Below are 14,196 nucleotides of genomic sequence, written 5' to 3' on the forward strand. Positions count from 1 at the left end.
GAAAGGCCGGCCCGCTCCGGACACTGTTCCAGACCCGGTGGCAGGCGGCCCCGCCGCCGTCCAGACCCGCAGTTATCCACAGGCCCGACTCCCCGCATGGTGTTTCCCGGAGCGTCCGCGTTGGATATAGCCATCGGCAGGCCAAGGGGATCCGCAGGGAAGCCTGGTTTAGTGCCGGAGACCAAACCGGACGAGGGCGCTCAGGCGCTGAAGGTGGGCAGTGATGAAATTTGATATGGGTTCGCAGACACTGGGGACACTGACGCAGCAGACGGGGGCCTCCAACCAGGATCTCGGTCAGCTGGTGCGGGCGCTGGTCGAGGCGGTGGCTCCCCTGGAAGGCAAGTTCAACGGTTCGGGCCGGGTGAAGTTCGACGAGTTCAAGGCCCGCACCGACGAGGTGGCCAATGAGCTGAACGGGTCCCTGGCAGCCATTTTGATGGGACAGTCCGAGATGGACAGGTCTTTCCACACGGGTGATCAGGAAAGCGCTGACAATGCCCAGCAGCAGCAGGGCGCCGCAAGCTTTGACGCTGCCCGCTTCGGTTCCTCGCGCTGAGCGCACCGCTTTCGCGAAGTTCTTCTCCTCGTTCCGCCTAACTGATTTCCCGACTGATTTTGAAAGGTTAGCCATGTCCCAGGATCGTTTGAGTTATGACACCGACACCTCCTCCGCCGTGCAGGGGGATATCCAGTCCATTGTGGGCCGGCTCGAATCGCTCATCGGCGAGCGGGAGAAAGCAGTGAATTCCGCCATGTCGGATTTTCAGGCCGACGGCGTCTCCGAGGACTACCAGGCCGTGGAGAACCGCTTTCGGAACGCGGCCAATGAAACCAGGAACATCATTGCCCTTGTGAAGCAAACCCTGAACCTGAATGACCAGACGGCGTCCAGCGCCGGCGCCCGCGCCAGAGGCGCAGTCCAGAACATCGGCTAGCGACCGGACACAGACCTCAACGGCGTCGGCTGAACCCGGCGCCGTTGATTCTTTCGAAAATCCATTTGCCCGGGCACTGCGACGGAAACGGCGGAGACGGCCGAAACGGAGTGTAGGAGCTGCTGTCCGAGGCCGCTGGCGCCCGACGCCGTCCGTTTCGTATAACTCCCGCTCACGGACGCTATGGGGCAAGATTGGTTAGGTGAGCACAGCCAAGACATCTCCTGAACCCACGGACACCGAAGCCGCCGTCGAATCGGTCAGTACCGACACCCCGCCCGCGGAAGACCTGCGCGAGGAATACCAGGCGCTCGCCGAGCAGGTGCGCCGCTACCGCTTCGCGTATTACAACGAAGACGCGCCCCTGGTTTCGGACGCCGAATTTGACCGGCTCTACCGCCGCCTGGAAGAGATTGAGGCGCTGCACCCGGAACTGGTCACCAATGACTCACCCACGCAGGAGGTGGGCGGAGAAGTATCGGCGGCCTTCGCCCCGGTGGAACACCTGCAGCGGATGTACAGCCTCGAGGATGTCTTCTCCCTGGACGAGCTGGACGCCTGGGTACGCAAGGCCGAGTCCTCCGTGGCCAACATTGCTCCCGGCGCAAAGATTAAGTGGCTCACGGAACTCAAGATCGACGGACTGGCGGTGAACCTGCTCTACCGCAGCGGTGAACTGGTCCGGGCCGCCACCCGCGGCGACGGCACCACGGGGGAGGACATCACCCACAACGTACTGACCATCGCCTCGATCCCGCGCACCCTCAAGGGCGAAGACCTCCCGGCGGAAATGGAGATCCGCGGGGAGGTCTTCATCCCCTCCAAGGAATTCGCGCATCTCAACGAAACCATGGTGGCAGCCGGCAAGGCGCCCTTCGCCAACCCGCGCAACGCCGCCGCCGGCTCCCTGCGGCAGAAGGATCCCGAAGTCACCGCCCGCCGCCCGCTGAGCATGTACGTGCACGGCATCGGCGCCCGCGAAGGGCTCAACGTGGCCAGCCAGTCCGAAACCTACGAACTGCTGAAACAGTGGGGCCTGCCGACGTCGCCCTATTACAAGGTGCTGGACACCTATGAGGAAGTGCTGAAGTACATTGCCGACAACGGCGAGCACCGGCACGACCTCTCGCACGAAATCGACGGCATCGTGGTCAAGGTGGATGACTTCGGCCTGCAGCGCGCCCTGGGCAACACGTCCCGCGTGCCGCGCTGGTCCGTGGCCTACAAGTACCCGCCCGAGGAAGTGAACACCAAGCTGCTGGACATCCGCGTCAACGTGGGCCGCACCGGCCGCGTTACGCCCTACGGGATGATGACGCCGGTGCTGGTCTCCGGTTCCACGGTGGAGATGGCCACGCTGCACAACCAGGACGTGGTGAAGGCCAAGGGCGTGAAGATCGGCGACACCGTAGTGCTGCGCAAGGCCGGCGACGTGATCCCCGAAATTGTGGGCCCCGTCGTCGCACTCCGCGACGGCAGCGAACGCGACTTCGTAATGCCGACCCACTGTCCCTCCTGCGGCACGGAACTGAAGCCGGCCAAGGAAGGGGACGTGGACATCCGCTGCCCCAACGCCAAGTCCTGCCCCTCGCAGCTGCGCGAACGGGTCTTCCACCTGGCCGGCCGCGGCGCCTTCGACATCGAGGCACTCGGGTGGGAGGCAGCAATTGCGCTGACGCAGCCCGCAGAGCCGGAAACCCCGCCGCTGACCAGCGAAGCCGGCCTGTTCGACCTGAAGATCGAAGACCTGGCGGACGTGCGGATCGAACGGCCCAAACGGGTCAAGGGCGTGGTGGACGGCACCGAACTCGTGCCGTACTTCTACACCAAGGGCACGGCCAAGAAACCCTCGGAGCCCAGCGCCACCACGCGCAAACTGTTCACCGAACTCGAGAAGGCCAAAACCCAGCCGCTGTGGCGGGTTCTGGTGGCGCTGTCCATCCGTCACGTGGGCCCGACGGCGGCGCGCGCCCTCGCCGGCGCCTTCGGTTCCATGGATGCCATCCGGGCCGCGACGGAAGAGCAGCTGGCGCACGTCGACGGCGTCGGCCCGACCATCGCTGCCGCACTGAAGGAATGGTTCGCCGAGGACTGGCACCGCGAGATTGTGGATGCCTGGGCCGCGGCCGGGGTGCGGATGGCCGATGAGCGCGACGAATCCATGCCGCGGACCCTGGAAGGACTGACCGTCGTCGTCACCGGCACCCTGCCGAACTTCAGCCGCGACGAGGCCAAGGAAGCGATCCTGACCCGCGGCGGCAAGGCTTCCGGCTCGGTCTCCAGGAAGACCGACTACGTGGTGGCCGGTGAGAATGCCGGCACCAAGCTGGACAAGGCCGAGCAGCTGGGTGTGCGCGTGATTGACGAAGACGGTTTCCGCGCACTGTTGGCCGGCCGGCTGGAAGAGGACCAGGCATGACCCCGCTTCCGGACCCCGTTGCGGTACCCGCTGCCGATCCGCTGGAACTGCTCGACGTTGCCCGCGAGGCGGCTGCCGCCGGGGCAGCGGTGCTGGCGCGGCGCACTTTCGAGGGGCTGAACGCGGTCAACAAGAGTGCCGACGGTGACTGGGTGACCGAGTTCGACACAGCGGCCGAGCAGGCAGTCAGGGAAGTCATCACCCGCCGCCGGCCGCAGGACACGATCACCGGCGAGGAGTTGGAGGACAGTGTGCCGGTCCACGCGTCCGGCATCCGCTGGTCCATCGATCCGCTGGACGGCACCACCAACTTCATCCGCAACATCGTCTACTACGCCACGTCGGTCGCGGCGGTGAACGACGACGGCGAGTGGCTGGCCGGCGTCGTGCATGCACCGGCGCTGGTGCGCGTCTACTCGGCGGCCCGCGGCCACGGGGCCTGGCTGGCCGAGCACGGGAACGTCCGTCAGCTGACCGGCCCCGATCCGGAGCGGGTCGGAAAGCTGCTCGGCACCGGGTTCTCTTATGACGCCGGCGTGCGTTCCGAGCAGTACGCGGCCCTGGCCCGGCTGGCCGGGGAATTCGCCGATGTGCGGCGGCTGGGGTCTGCGGCCCTGGACCTGTGCATGGTGGCGGACGGCAGCCTGGACGCCTACATTGAGCGCGGCCTCAACGAATATGACTATGCCGCGGGTGCCCTGATTGCCGAGGAAGCCGGTGTGCCGGTGCAGCGGCCGCCGCAGCCGGCCGACGACGCGGAGCGGCTCGACGCCGTCACGACGGCCGGAGCTGCGCTGCTGGGCTAGGTGTGGAGGGGCGGTTCTGCCACGGCACTTCCGCCGGCCCGGGATGCACGCCATTCGTCGGCCAGGAGCGCGTAGCGGAGGTCATCCAGCCAGCGCCCCGAACGGTGGAGGGACCCTTGGCGGAACCGCCCCTCACGCCGCATCCCCGCTTTTTCCATGACCCGCCAGGAAGCGGTGTTGTCGGCGAAACACTCCGCCACCACCCGGCGCAGGCCCAGGTCCTCGAAGCAGACGCGCACTAGTGCAGCTACGGCTTCGCTCGCGTACCCCCGCCCGGCGAACTCCGGTGCAATGACGTAGCCGATCTCGGCCTGCGTGCCGCGCGCCAACTCCTCTACCTCCTGCTGCGCCCACGCGTCCTGGCGGGCAAGATATAGGTCACCGACCAGGGCTCCGGCCTGTTCCACGGCAAAGGTGGCCGCCAAATGCGCCGGCTGCCGGAGCCGCTCCACGAAGACGTCCACGTCCGTGGGCTGGGCTGTCATCCATTGAGCGACCTCGGGCTTCCGCCGGTATTCAAACATGCGCGGCAGGTCTTCGGCTTCGGCGGGACGGATGGCGAGGCGGGGTGTGATGACGGGCCAGCGGGGGCCGGTGGGATTCGCGGTCATGGCACCATCATGGCCTATCCGGTTCCCCGGACGTGCCTGGCGGTCCGGGCACTCGTCTACCGCCGGGCGGCGACGATGATCTCCCGGCTCGTCGCTTCCACAAAGGGGCCGCCCTGCCAGTCTCCATACCAGTCCGCGGAGCTGAAGCCCGCCTGCTCCAGCAGCCGCTCCAGCAGGTCCGCCGGGGCGAACTTCAGGGTGCTGCGGCTGGCAAATTCGGCGCCGTCGGCCAGGAAACGGGTCCGGTCCTCGAAGGTGACCAGGACGCCGTCGGGCATCTCCCGGACGGAGATCAGTTCCCATTCAACTTCCAGCGTCCCGGCCGAGGACTCCTGCACTTCCGGCCCGGCGGCAGCGCTGTCCCACCCCAGCCAGGCCTTGGCTGCGGGGTTGCGTGTTTCGAAGTAGAAGGTGCCGCCGGGGGCGAGCCGGGACCGGACCGCCTGCAGCGTTTCCAGGATCTCGGCCCGGGTGAGCAGGCACTGAAACGCGTGGCCGGTCATGACGGCGGCATCAAAGGGACCTTCGGGCAGGTCCGCGGCGGTGCCGGGCAGCCACGTCACCAGCTCGGCGCCGTCGCGCGTCCGAGCTGCATCCAGCATCCCCTCCGCGGGATCAATGCCGGCCACGGTGTGACCGGCCTGCGCCAGCCGGACGGCGAAGCTGCCGGTGCCGCAGCCCACGTCGGCCACGCGCAGTGGCTTGTCCCCGATGAGGCCGGCGTAGAAGTCGGTGTCCCAGCTGCCGGAGTTGTCCTCGTCGTAGAGCGCCACCAGGCGCGGCTCGTTTTAATGCGCGTCGACCATGCTGTTCCCCCTGTGCGGCCGCCGGACAGCACCAGACGGCCTTTGTCTTGGTTCCCGTCATGCTAGCCGACCCCGGCTGGAACCAGTGGAGGGGCGTGGACAGGGGGCAGCGATTAAGCCCTGAGTAAAGCGGGCTTCCGGCGCCGGGTGTTTGAGCAGGTGAGCACGGATAATTGATGGCACCTGCCACTCATGGACCGGAGGAATTTCATGACCCGTAAAGTTACCGCTGCTCCCCGCAAAGCCCCGGCTGCGGCAGGTACGCGCGCCCCGGCTCCGCCGCACACCACCCCGGCTGATCTGGACACCGCGCACTTCGCCCAGTTGCTGGATGAACGCATCGCCGAAGCCCGGGAAAAAATCGACGCCGTCCTCGCAGACATCCGCGAAGTGACTCTCGCCGCCAAGGACACCCCCGCCGACGACGAACATGACCCGGAGGGGTCCACCGTCTCGGTGGAGCGGAACAACGAAATGGCGCTGCTGGCGGCCGCCGAATCCTCGCTCATCGAACTCCTGGACGCCCGCGTCCGCCTGGACAAGGGCACCTACGGAGTGTGTGAGAACTGCGGCAATCCCATCCCCGCCGAGCGCCTGGAGATACGGCCCGAAGCCCGGTTCTGCGTCTCCTGCGCCGCCGCTGCCCGACGGCGGTAGGCCGCGGCGCCCGGCGTCGTTCGCGGCATCGGGTGCTGGGGGACACCGGCGTCGGCCGCCCGGCGTCGTTCCCGACGTCGTCCCGACGTCTTTCCCGGGGGAGCCGCCGATGTTGCCGGTCGGCCGGGGAAGCCTCCGGCCGGTTGGCGTCTGCCACCGTGTCCGGGGTCACCGGCGGTGCCCGACCGTGGTTTGGTGGGGCTAGAATCTACGTTGGAAATCAAGACCCCACGTAAGGATTCGTAACACGCATGAGCATCACCGTCCGGCAGGCCACCGAGGCAGACTTTGACGACATCCGCCGGATCACCCGTGATGCGTATCTGAGCGCCGGGTTCATCGAAGCAGACAACCCCTACGTCAAGGAACTTGAAAATGTAGAGGACCGAGCGGCCAACGCACTGGTCTGGGTTGCCGAGCTGGACGGCAAGGTGGCCGCTTCGACTGCGATCACTTTCGCCGGTCAGCCGTACACTGACATCGCAATCGAAGGCGAGCTGGAGTTCCGCATGCTCGCCGTGGACCCCCAGCTGCAGCGCGGCGGCGTTGGCCGGGCTTTGGTTGCCGCCGTCATTGAGTACGCCCGCAGCCTCGACGGAATCCACACCGTCAGCCTGACCAGCATGACGCCGATGACCAATGCGCATACCCTGTACAAGTCCATGGGCTTCAAGCGCGTGCCCGAGCGTGACTGGTACGTGCCGAACGAGGACATCATCCTCTGGGTCTTCTGCCTGGAGCTCTAGGGCCTCAAGCCACCCGAGTGGCCTTGGCGGTCTGTCCGCGGGCGGGGTGTCCTTGAGCGGCCTGTCCTTAAGCGGGCTGCCCTGGGGCAGCCTGCCCTGGGAAGGCGGCGGTCTCCGAGTCCAGCTTGCGCTCCCGGGCCGGGGATCCGTACGGGTTGGCCGCGGTTGGATGCTGACGCGGGGACACTCCGAGTCATCCGTAGTACAGATCCGGGGGTTTTCGCTCGATCTAAAGCCCCTGATCTGTACTATCGACGAGGGCACACCCCCGGATCTGTACTATCGACGAGGGCACACCCCCGGATCTGTACTATCGACGAGGGCACCAGCCCCGGACAGCCGCCGTTCCCATCGATGCGGCCCGGCCCGGCTCAGTTCCACCCCCGGGACCGGCGGAAACACGGAAAACCGCCCCAGCAAACGCCGTAGACTGGAACGGATACCTTTTTATCCGTAAAAGACGCATGGGAGACTCATGTCTGAGATCAATCGTGAGGCTGTGGCGCACCTGGCGCATCTGGCCCACATTGAGATGACCGAGGACGAACTGGCCAAAATGGCCGGCGAACTGGATGTCATTGTTGATTCGATCAAATCCGTAAGCGAAGTTGCCGGCGAGGACATCCCGGCCACCTCCCACCCGATCCCGCTGACCAACGTGTTCCGCGAGGATGTCGTGGGGCAGACGCTGACCAATGAAGAAGCGCTCTCCGGTGCACCCGATAATGCCGCCGGCCGCTTCAAGGTCCCTGCCATCCTGGATGAGGAGTAAAGACTTCCATGAATGAACTGATTACGTCGAGCGCTGCCGTCCTGGCGGAGAAGCTCGCTTCCGGCGAGGTATCCGCCGTCGAAGTTACGCAGGCCCACCTGGACCGCATCTCCGAGGTCGACGGCGCCGTCAATGCCTTCCTCCACGTCAACACCGACGAAGCCCTGCAGGTAGCGGCCGACGTCGACAAGGCCCGCGCAGCCGGCGAAACCCTGCACACCCTCGCCGGCGTGCCGATCGCCATCAAGGACCTCATCGTCACCAAGGGCCAGCCCACCACGGCCGGCTCCAAGATGCTTGAGGGCTGGATGAGCCCGTACGACGCCACGGTGATCTCCAAGATCCGCGCCGCTCGCATGCCGATGCTCGGCAAGACCAACCTGGACGAATTCGCGATGGGCTCCTCCACGGAGCACTCCGCGTTTGGCCCCACCCGCAACCCGTGGGACCTGGACCGCATTCCCGGCGGCTCCGGCGGCGGTTCGGCCGCTGCCGTGGCTGCCTTCGAAGCACCGCTGGCTCTGGGCACGGACACCGGCGGCTCCATCCGCCAGCCCGCCGCCGTCACCGGTTCGGTTGGCGTGAAGCCCACCTACGGCGGAGTTTCCCGCTACGGCGCCATCGCCATGGCCTCCTCGCTGGACCAGATTGGCCCGGTGTCCCGCACCGTGCTGGACGCGGCGCTGCTGCAGGAAGTTATCGGCGGACACGATCCCCGCGACTCCACCTCGCTGCCCGACCCGGTGGGCAACCTCGTGGAAGCCGCCCGCAACGGCAACGTGGCCGGCATGCGTATCGGCGTCATCAAGGAACTGCAGGGCGAAGGCTACGAAGCCGGCGTCCTGGCCCGCTTCCAGGAGTCCCTTGAACTCCTCAAGGACGCAGGAACGGAAATCGTGGAGGTTTCCTGCCCCAACTTCAAGTACGCCCTGGGCGCCTACTACCTGATCATGCCGTCCGAGGCCTCCTCGAACCTGGCCAAGTACGACGGCGTCCGCTACGGCCTGCGTGCCCTGCCCGCCGACGGTCCCATGACCATCGAACGCGTCATGGGTGCCACCCGCGCCGCCGGATTCGGCGAAGAGGTCAAGCGCCGCATCATCCTGGGCACCTACGCTCTGTCCGCCGGGTACTACGACGCCTACTACGGTTCGGCCCAGAAGGTGCGCACGCTGATCCAGCGCGACTTCAACGCCGCCTTTGCACAGGCCGATGTCCTGATCTCCCCGACCTCGCCCAACACGGCGTTCAAGCTCGGCGAGAAGCTCGACGATCCGCTGGCGATGTACCTGAACGACGTCGCGACCATCCCGGCGAACCTGGCCGGCGTACCGGGCATCTCGATCCCCGGCGGCCTGGCCGACGGACTGCCCGTGGGCATCCAGTTCCTGGCCCCGGTCCGCGAGGATGCCCGCCTGTACCGCGCCGGCGCGGCCCTGGAAGGCCTGCTGGAACAGAAGTGGGGCGGCCCGCTGCTGGCCTCTGCACCCGTACTCGGAGGAGTGAAGTAATGTCTGTGCACATCCAGGACGAAACCCTGTCCTTCGAAGAGGCCATGGAGAAGTACGATCCGGTGCTCGGGTTTGAGGTCCACGTGGAGCTCAACACCAACACCAAGATGTTCTCCGATGCGCCCAACGTTTTCGGCGACGAGCCGAACACCAACGTCACCCCGGTCTGCCTGGGCATGCCCGGCGTGCTGCCGGTGGTCAACAAGACCGCCGTGGAGTACTCGATCCTGATCGGCCTCGCGCTGAACTGCAAGATCGCGCCGTCGTGCACCTTTGCCCGGAAGCAGTACTTCTACCCGGACACGCCCAAGAACTTCCAGACCTCGCAGTACGAAGATCCGATTGCGTACGACGGCTACCTGGACATTGAACTCGAAGACGGCACCGTGTTCCGCGTTGAGATCGAGCGCGCCCACATGGAAGAGGACGCCGGCAAGCTGACCCACATGGGCGGCGCCACCGGACGCATCCAGGGCGCCGACTTCTCGCTGGTGGACTACAACCGTTCCGGCGTTCCGCTGGTCGAGATTGTCACCAAGCCGATCGAGGGCGCCGGACCCCGCGCACCCGAGCTGGCCAAGGCCTACGTGGCCGCGGTCCGCGAGATCGTGAAGAACCTCGGGGTCTCCGACGCCAAGATGGAACGCGGCAACGTGCGCTGCGACGCCAACGTTTCCCTGCGCCCGTACGGCCAGGAAAAGTTCGGCACGCGCTCGGAAACGAAGAACGTGAACTCGCTGCGCGCCGTCGAACGCGCCGTCCGCTACGAAATCCAGCGCCACGCCGCGGTGCTGGAATCCGGCAACTCGATCGTGCAGGAAACCCGGCACTGGCACGAGGACACGCGCTCGACGACGTCGGGCCGGCCCAAGTCCGACGCCGACGACTACCGCTACTTCCCGGAGCCCGACCTCGTTCCCGTGGTTACCTCCAAGGAATGGATCGAAGAGCTGCGCTCCCGCCTGCCCGAGCCGCCGGCCGAGCGCCGCAAGCGCCTGCAGGCCGACTGGGGCTACTCCGACGCGGAGTTCCGCGACGTGGTCAACGCCGGAGTCATGGACTCCATCGAAGAAACCATTGCCGCCGGCGCCTCCGCACAGGTGGCCCGCAAGTGGTGGATGGGCGAAGTTTCGCGCCGCGCCAAGGAAGCCGAAGTGGAGCCGACCGAGGTTGGCGTCACGCCCGAGCTGATTGTTGACCTGGACCGCCTGATCCAGGCCGGCAAGATCAATGACAAGCTGGCCCGCCAGGTCCTCGACGGCGTCCTCGCCGGCGAAGGCACCCCCGAGGAAGTCATCGAGGCGCGCGGCCTGGCCGTGGTGTCCGACGACGGCCCGCTGCTCGAAGCCATCGACGCCGCACTGGCGGCCCAGCCCGACGTGGCGGACAAGATCCGCGGCGGCAAGGTCCAGGCTGTGGGCGCCATTGTTGGCGGCGTCATGAAGGCCACTCGCGGACAGGCCGACGCCGGCCGCGTGCGCGAGCTGATCCTCGAACGCCTCGGCGTGCAGGGCTGATACTGCCTGCCGCAGTAAAAGCAGTACGAGGCTGAACAACACTGAACGACGTTGAACCGCTCCGCAGGCCCCGGGTTTCCCGGGGCCTGCGGTGGTTAAGCGTCCCGCAGCGGCACGTTCGATGCCGCAGGGCGCGGGCTGGCGGTAGGGTTCAGGCATGGCCACTCATCCTGCTGCAGAAATATTCGTGGATGCTGACCTGGTGCGGCACCTGCTGCGCGAGCAGCATCCGTCAGTGGCGGAGCAGCCGCTGCAGCCGGTGGCCAACGGCTGGGACAACTACATCTTCCGCCTAGGCGCCGACTACGCCGTGCGCCTGCCCCGGCGCCTGGCCGCAGCCCAGCTGACCGCCAACGAGCAGGCCTGGCTGCCCGGCCTCACCGCGGACCTGGCAGTGGGCACGTCCGCGCCGCTGTTTGCAGGCGCACCGTCCGACGCGTTTCCCTGGCCCTGGAGCGTTACGCGCTGGTTCTCCGGGACCGAGGTTTCCCTGCAGCCGCGCGACCGCAACGTTTCTCTGGCCGCTCCGCTGGCCCGGTTCCTGAATACCTTTCACCGGCCGGCCCCCGCCGGCTATCCTCTCAACCCGGTTCGGGGCGTTCCCCTCGCCAGCCGCAATGATGCCGTTCTCAGCCGCCTCGACAGCGGCATGGTGCCGCACGCCGCCCGGGTCCGCGAGCTGTGGGAGACCGGACTCGCCCTTCCGGCGTGGACAGGCCCGGCCCTGTGGCTGCACGGTGACCTGCATCCCGCCAACCTCGTGGGCAGTGCGGACGGGGGACTGGAAGCCGTTATTGACTTCGGCGATCTGACCGCGGGCGATCCGGCCACCGACCTCGCTGCCGCATGGCTGGTCTTCGACCGGAACGGCCGCCGTATCTTCCGTGAGGCGCTGGGGAGCCGGTACGACGCCGATCCGCATGTCTGGGGGAGGGCGCAGGGCTGGGCCGTGTGCGTGGCCTCGGCACTGCTCGCCAATTCCGATGACCATCCGGGGATGTACCTCATGGGTTCGGAAACCCTGATGGAAATACTGACCGACGCCGGGGGAGGAATGTGAGGCACCGAGTGGACAACGGCAGTGCGGACGCAGAGGAAACTGTGGATATGGACGAGACCGTGGACGTAGACATACTGGTGGTCGGCGGCGGAATCGCCGGGTTGTCCCTCGGCTCGGCGCTGGCCGGCCGGACGGGGGTGCTGGTGGTTGAGGCCGAGCAGACACTGGGCTACCACACCTCCTCGCGGTCAGCCCGGCAGCTGATTCCCAGCTACGGCCCGGAGGTGGTCCAGGACCTGACCCTCCGGACGCTGGCACTGATCCGGGCTTTGGAAGTCCACCTTCCGGAGCCGGTGCTCACCCCGCGCAGCTTCCTTCTGGTGGGCGGGGAGGAAAGCGTCCGCGACCGTGCCAGCGGGCACATGCATCCGATCACAGCCGCTGAAGTGCAGGCACTGGCCCCGGAGCTGAAGCCCGGACAGTTTGCAGCCGCCGGGCTGGACACCACCTCCGTGGCCTGCAACACCGACGCCCTGATGGAGTACCACCGCCGGCGGATCCTGGACCGCGGCGGACAGATCCTCACCGGGCATCCCGTGGCCGGCGCGGTTTACGAAACCGGCGGCGACGGCGGCAGCTGGGTCACCACTGCAGGAGCCCGCCGCATCCGCTCACGTGTGGTGGTTAACGCCGCAGGAGCGTGGGCCGACCAGCTCGCCGCCCTGTACGGAGCCAGGCCCCGCGGCCTGCAGCCGTACCGGCGGACGGCCGCCGTCGTCGTCGTCGACCAGCCGCTGGCAGCCGGGGCGCCCATGGTGGCCGACGCCGGAGATTCCTTCTATTACCGTCCGGAAGGGGAGCAGGTGCTGATCTCGCCGTCGGAAAGCGTTGCGAGTGATCCCATGGATGCCCGGCCGCGGCAGGAAGACGTGGCGGCACTCATCGGCCGCATTAATTCCGCCACGACGCTGGGCATCACCGAGGTGGTGAGGAGCTGGACGGGGCTGCGCACCGAAGCCGCCGACGGCCTGCCGGTGGTGGGGTACGACGACGCTGTGCCGGGCCTGTTCTGGCTGGCGGGGCAGGGCGGTTACGGCTTCCAAACCTCCTCCGGAATCGCCGAACTTGCGGCATCCCTGCTGCTTGGAGAAAGGCCTGAAACACCGGCGGTGCAGGCACTGAATCCCGACCGCCCGGGGCTGTGACCAAGATCTCACCTCTGCTGCGTAACGAATTGGCTGAGGGGGGCGCGTATGGTCTTTTTTCCGGCCTCCGGTGCCTAAAGTTGAAGGACAAAGCCGAGCAGGCTTCCTCCTCTTTTTGATCCACCTTTTTTGCTTGAAAGGTCTGTCCCAGTGCCAGATATATTGCCGTCACAGTTGGTTGGCGTGCAGCATCGTCCGCTCTACGTAAAAGTTCGAACCGCTATTACCGTCATTTCCAGCGTGTGGCTGATCATGGCAATAACGGGGATCGGTTTCTTTTCCGGCGGGACAACTTCTCTGATCCTGGCCCTGGTGCTGATTTACGGGACGGGCGCCGCACTGATCGCGGTCATCGCGGCCGTTTACCGTGTGGTCAAGAATTCGGCCATTAAGCGGACCGAGGCGTCGCCGGACGACGCGGCAGCCGCGGTCTTCATTGATACAACCCGCTCCGCTACCGAAGAGCTGCTTGCAGCCCTGCGCCCGCCTGCAGCCACCGGCCGCCCGCAGTACGCTCCCGCCAGCCCGCGGACCGTTCGTCCTGCCGCACCGGCTCCTGCCGCCGAAACCACGGCACAGCCCGCCGCTGCCAAGGCCGCAGTGCGGGAGCAGCCCGTTCAGCCGGCTCAGAAAAAGCAGGCTGTTCAGAAGCTGGCCCAGGAAAAGCAGGCGGCATCGGCATCGAAGCAGAAGCCTGCCCAGGCCAAGCCGGTCTCCAAATCCGCGCCCAAGTCGGCACCGGGCAAAACGGTCGCCAACAGGTCGGCAGCGGCGAAGCCCGGCGCGGGCAAGAATGCACCGCCGAAAACCGGTTCGGGGAAGTCGGGATCCAAATCCGCACCGGGGGCAAAATCGTCACCGAAGTCGTCCCAGGTGAAAAGCACGCAGGCAAAAGGCACGGCCCAGGCAAAAGGCCGGACCACCAACAACAATGGATCGAAAACATCCTCCGCCAAACGGAGCGGCAGTTCTGCGGACCGTACGTCCGGGAAGAAGCAGCCGGGCGTCAAGGAGAGTTCCGCCGGACCCGTCGGCCCGGCGGACATGGCCTGCAGCGCACCGTCCAAGCTTCCGCGTCCTTCGCTGGTGCTGGCCTCCAGCAACGCGCTGCCGCAGCCGCGGGAGCACCATGTTCCGGACAGCCGCCTGCGTGCGTCCTGACCTGTAGTAATACCCCGCGGCGGCGTTCAGGGAGTTGCCAGCTTTCC

At 66.7% G+C, this 14,196-nt stretch carries 14 protein-coding genes; 12 read left to right on the plus strand and 2 right to left on the minus strand.

Annotation, left to right across the window (positions count from 1 at the left end; all coding sequences use genetic code 11):
- The first annotated feature begins 235 nt into the window (after positions 1–235).
- From M1D40_RS05125 to M1D40_RS05140, 4 genes are all read left to right on the plus strand, one after another.
- Complete coding sequence (locus M1D40_RS05125; protein ID WP_461170432.1) at positions 236–559, plus strand: hypothetical protein; 324 nt, start codon at positions 236–238, stop codon at positions 557–559.
- Between the two features lie 73 nt (positions 560–632).
- Entirely contained in the window at positions 633–938 is a 306-nt protein-coding gene (locus tag M1D40_RS05130) for a pore-forming ESAT-6 family protein (RefSeq protein WP_461170433.1), read from the plus strand.
- Between the two features lie 202 nt (positions 939–1,140).
- The gene (gene ligA / locus M1D40_RS05135; RefSeq protein ID WP_461170434.1) at positions 1,141–3,357 is read left to right on the plus strand and encodes an NAD-dependent DNA ligase LigA; all 2,217 of its coding nucleotides are present in this window, start codon (positions 1,141–1,143) and stop codon (positions 3,355–3,357) included.
- On the plus strand, positions 3,354–4,163 hold the full coding sequence (locus tag M1D40_RS05140; RefSeq protein WP_461170435.1) for an inositol monophosphatase family protein: 810 nt from the start codon (positions 3,354–3,356) through the stop codon (positions 4,161–4,163). Before ligA ends, M1D40_RS05140 begins: the two co-directional genes overlap by 4 nt.
- Here M1D40_RS05140 and M1D40_RS05145 read toward each other — a convergent pair.
- Together M1D40_RS05145 and M1D40_RS05150 are read right to left on the minus strand one after the other, a co-directional pair.
- Positions 4,160–4,774, minus strand: a complete 615-nt coding sequence (locus M1D40_RS05145; protein WP_461170436.1) for a GNAT family N-acetyltransferase — start codon at positions 4,772–4,774, stop codon at positions 4,160–4,162. The two genes, M1D40_RS05140 and M1D40_RS05145, sit on opposite strands and share 4 nt — an antisense overlap.
- A 56-nt stretch (positions 4,775–4,830) precedes the next feature.
- On the minus strand, positions 4,831–5,547 hold the full coding sequence (locus tag M1D40_RS05150) for a methyltransferase domain-containing protein (RefSeq protein WP_461170437.1): 717 nt from the start codon (positions 5,545–5,547) through the stop codon (positions 4,831–4,833).
- Between the two features lie 243 nt (positions 5,548–5,790).
- Between M1D40_RS05150 and M1D40_RS05155 the strand changes: the two genes are divergently transcribed.
- The 8 genes from M1D40_RS05155 to M1D40_RS05190 all read left to right on the plus strand — a co-directional run bounded on the left by M1D40_RS05155 (position 5,791) and on the right by M1D40_RS05190 (position 14,149).
- A complete protein-coding gene (locus M1D40_RS05155; RefSeq protein WP_461170438.1) occupies positions 5,791–6,237 on the plus strand; it encodes a TraR/DksA family transcriptional regulator in 447 nt (148 codons plus the stop codon).
- A gap of 251 nt (positions 6,238–6,488) precedes the next feature.
- Positions 6,489–6,983, plus strand: a complete 495-nt coding sequence (locus M1D40_RS05160) for a GNAT family N-acetyltransferase (RefSeq protein WP_461170439.1) — start codon at positions 6,489–6,491, stop codon at positions 6,981–6,983.
- A 475-nt stretch (positions 6,984–7,458) separates the two neighbouring features.
- Positions 7,459–7,755: an Asp-tRNA(Asn)/Glu-tRNA(Gln) amidotransferase subunit GatC gene (gene gatC / locus M1D40_RS05165; protein WP_152221910.1), complete on the plus strand. Its 297-nt coding sequence runs from the start codon at positions 7,459–7,461 to the stop codon at positions 7,753–7,755.
- 8 nt (positions 7,756–7,763) lie between these two features.
- Positions 7,764–9,266 carry an Asp-tRNA(Asn)/Glu-tRNA(Gln) amidotransferase subunit GatA gene (gene gatA / locus M1D40_RS05170; RefSeq protein ID WP_461170440.1) on the plus strand — a complete coding sequence of 501 codons (1,503 nt, stop codon included), beginning with the start codon at positions 7,764–7,766 and terminating at the stop codon, positions 9,264–9,266.
- Complete coding sequence (gene gatB / locus M1D40_RS05175; protein WP_461170441.1) at positions 9,266–10,783, plus strand: Asp-tRNA(Asn)/Glu-tRNA(Gln) amidotransferase subunit GatB; 1,518 nt, start codon at positions 9,266–9,268, stop codon at positions 10,781–10,783. Before gatA ends, gatB begins: the two co-directional genes overlap by 1 nt.
- Before the next feature lie 157 nt (positions 10,784–10,940).
- On the plus strand, positions 10,941–11,843 hold the full coding sequence (locus tag M1D40_RS05180) for an aminoglycoside phosphotransferase family protein (protein WP_461170442.1): 903 nt from the start codon (positions 10,941–10,943) through the stop codon (positions 11,841–11,843).
- Positions 11,844–11,851: 8 nt separating this feature from the next.
- Positions 11,852–12,988 carry an NAD(P)/FAD-dependent oxidoreductase gene (locus M1D40_RS05185; RefSeq protein WP_461170443.1) on the plus strand — a complete coding sequence of 379 codons (1,137 nt, stop codon included), beginning with the start codon at positions 11,852–11,854 and terminating at the stop codon, positions 12,986–12,988.
- A gap of 183 nt (positions 12,989–13,171) precedes the next feature.
- Complete coding sequence (locus M1D40_RS05190) at positions 13,172–14,149, plus strand: hypothetical protein (RefSeq protein ID WP_461170444.1); 978 nt, start codon at positions 13,172–13,174, stop codon at positions 14,147–14,149.
- The last annotated feature ends 47 nt before the right edge of the window (positions 14,150–14,196 follow it).

It is taken from the genome of Arthrobacter sp. Z1-15 (genome assembly GCF_054792395.1).

Excerpts from the sequence above, each read along its gene's own strand:
- gatA (WP_461170440.1), top strand. The coding sequence starts at position 7,764 with ATGAATGAACTGATTACGTCGAGCGCTGCCGTCCTGGCGGAGAAGCTC.
- gatC (WP_152221910.1), top strand. The coding sequence starts at position 7,459 with ATGTCTGAGATCAATCGTGAGGCTGTGGCGCACCTGGCGCATCTGGCC.
- M1D40_RS05125 (WP_461170432.1), top strand. The coding sequence starts at position 236 with ATGGGTTCGCAGACACTGGGGACACTGACGCAGCAGACGGGGGCCTCC.
- M1D40_RS05140 (WP_461170435.1), top strand. The coding sequence starts at position 3,354 with ATGACCCCGCTTCCGGACCCCGTTGCGGTACCCGCTGCCGATCCGCTG.
- M1D40_RS05180 (WP_461170442.1), top strand. The coding sequence starts at position 10,941 with ATGGCCACTCATCCTGCTGCAGAAATATTCGTGGATGCTGACCTGGTG.
- M1D40_RS05130 (WP_461170433.1), top strand. The coding sequence starts at position 633 with ATGTCCCAGGATCGTTTGAGTTATGACACCGACACCTCCTCCGCCGTG.
- M1D40_RS05155 (WP_461170438.1), top strand. The coding sequence starts at position 5,791 with ATGACCCGTAAAGTTACCGCTGCTCCCCGCAAAGCCCCGGCTGCGGCA.
- M1D40_RS05160 (WP_461170439.1), top strand. The coding sequence starts at position 6,489 with ATGAGCATCACCGTCCGGCAGGCCACCGAGGCAGACTTTGACGACATC.
- gatB (WP_461170441.1), top strand. The coding sequence starts at position 9,266 with ATGTCTGTGCACATCCAGGACGAAACCCTGTCCTTCGAAGAGGCCATG.
- M1D40_RS05145 (WP_461170436.1), bottom strand. The coding sequence starts at position 4,774 with ATGACCGCGAATCCCACCGGCCCCCGCTGGCCCGTCATCACACCCCGC.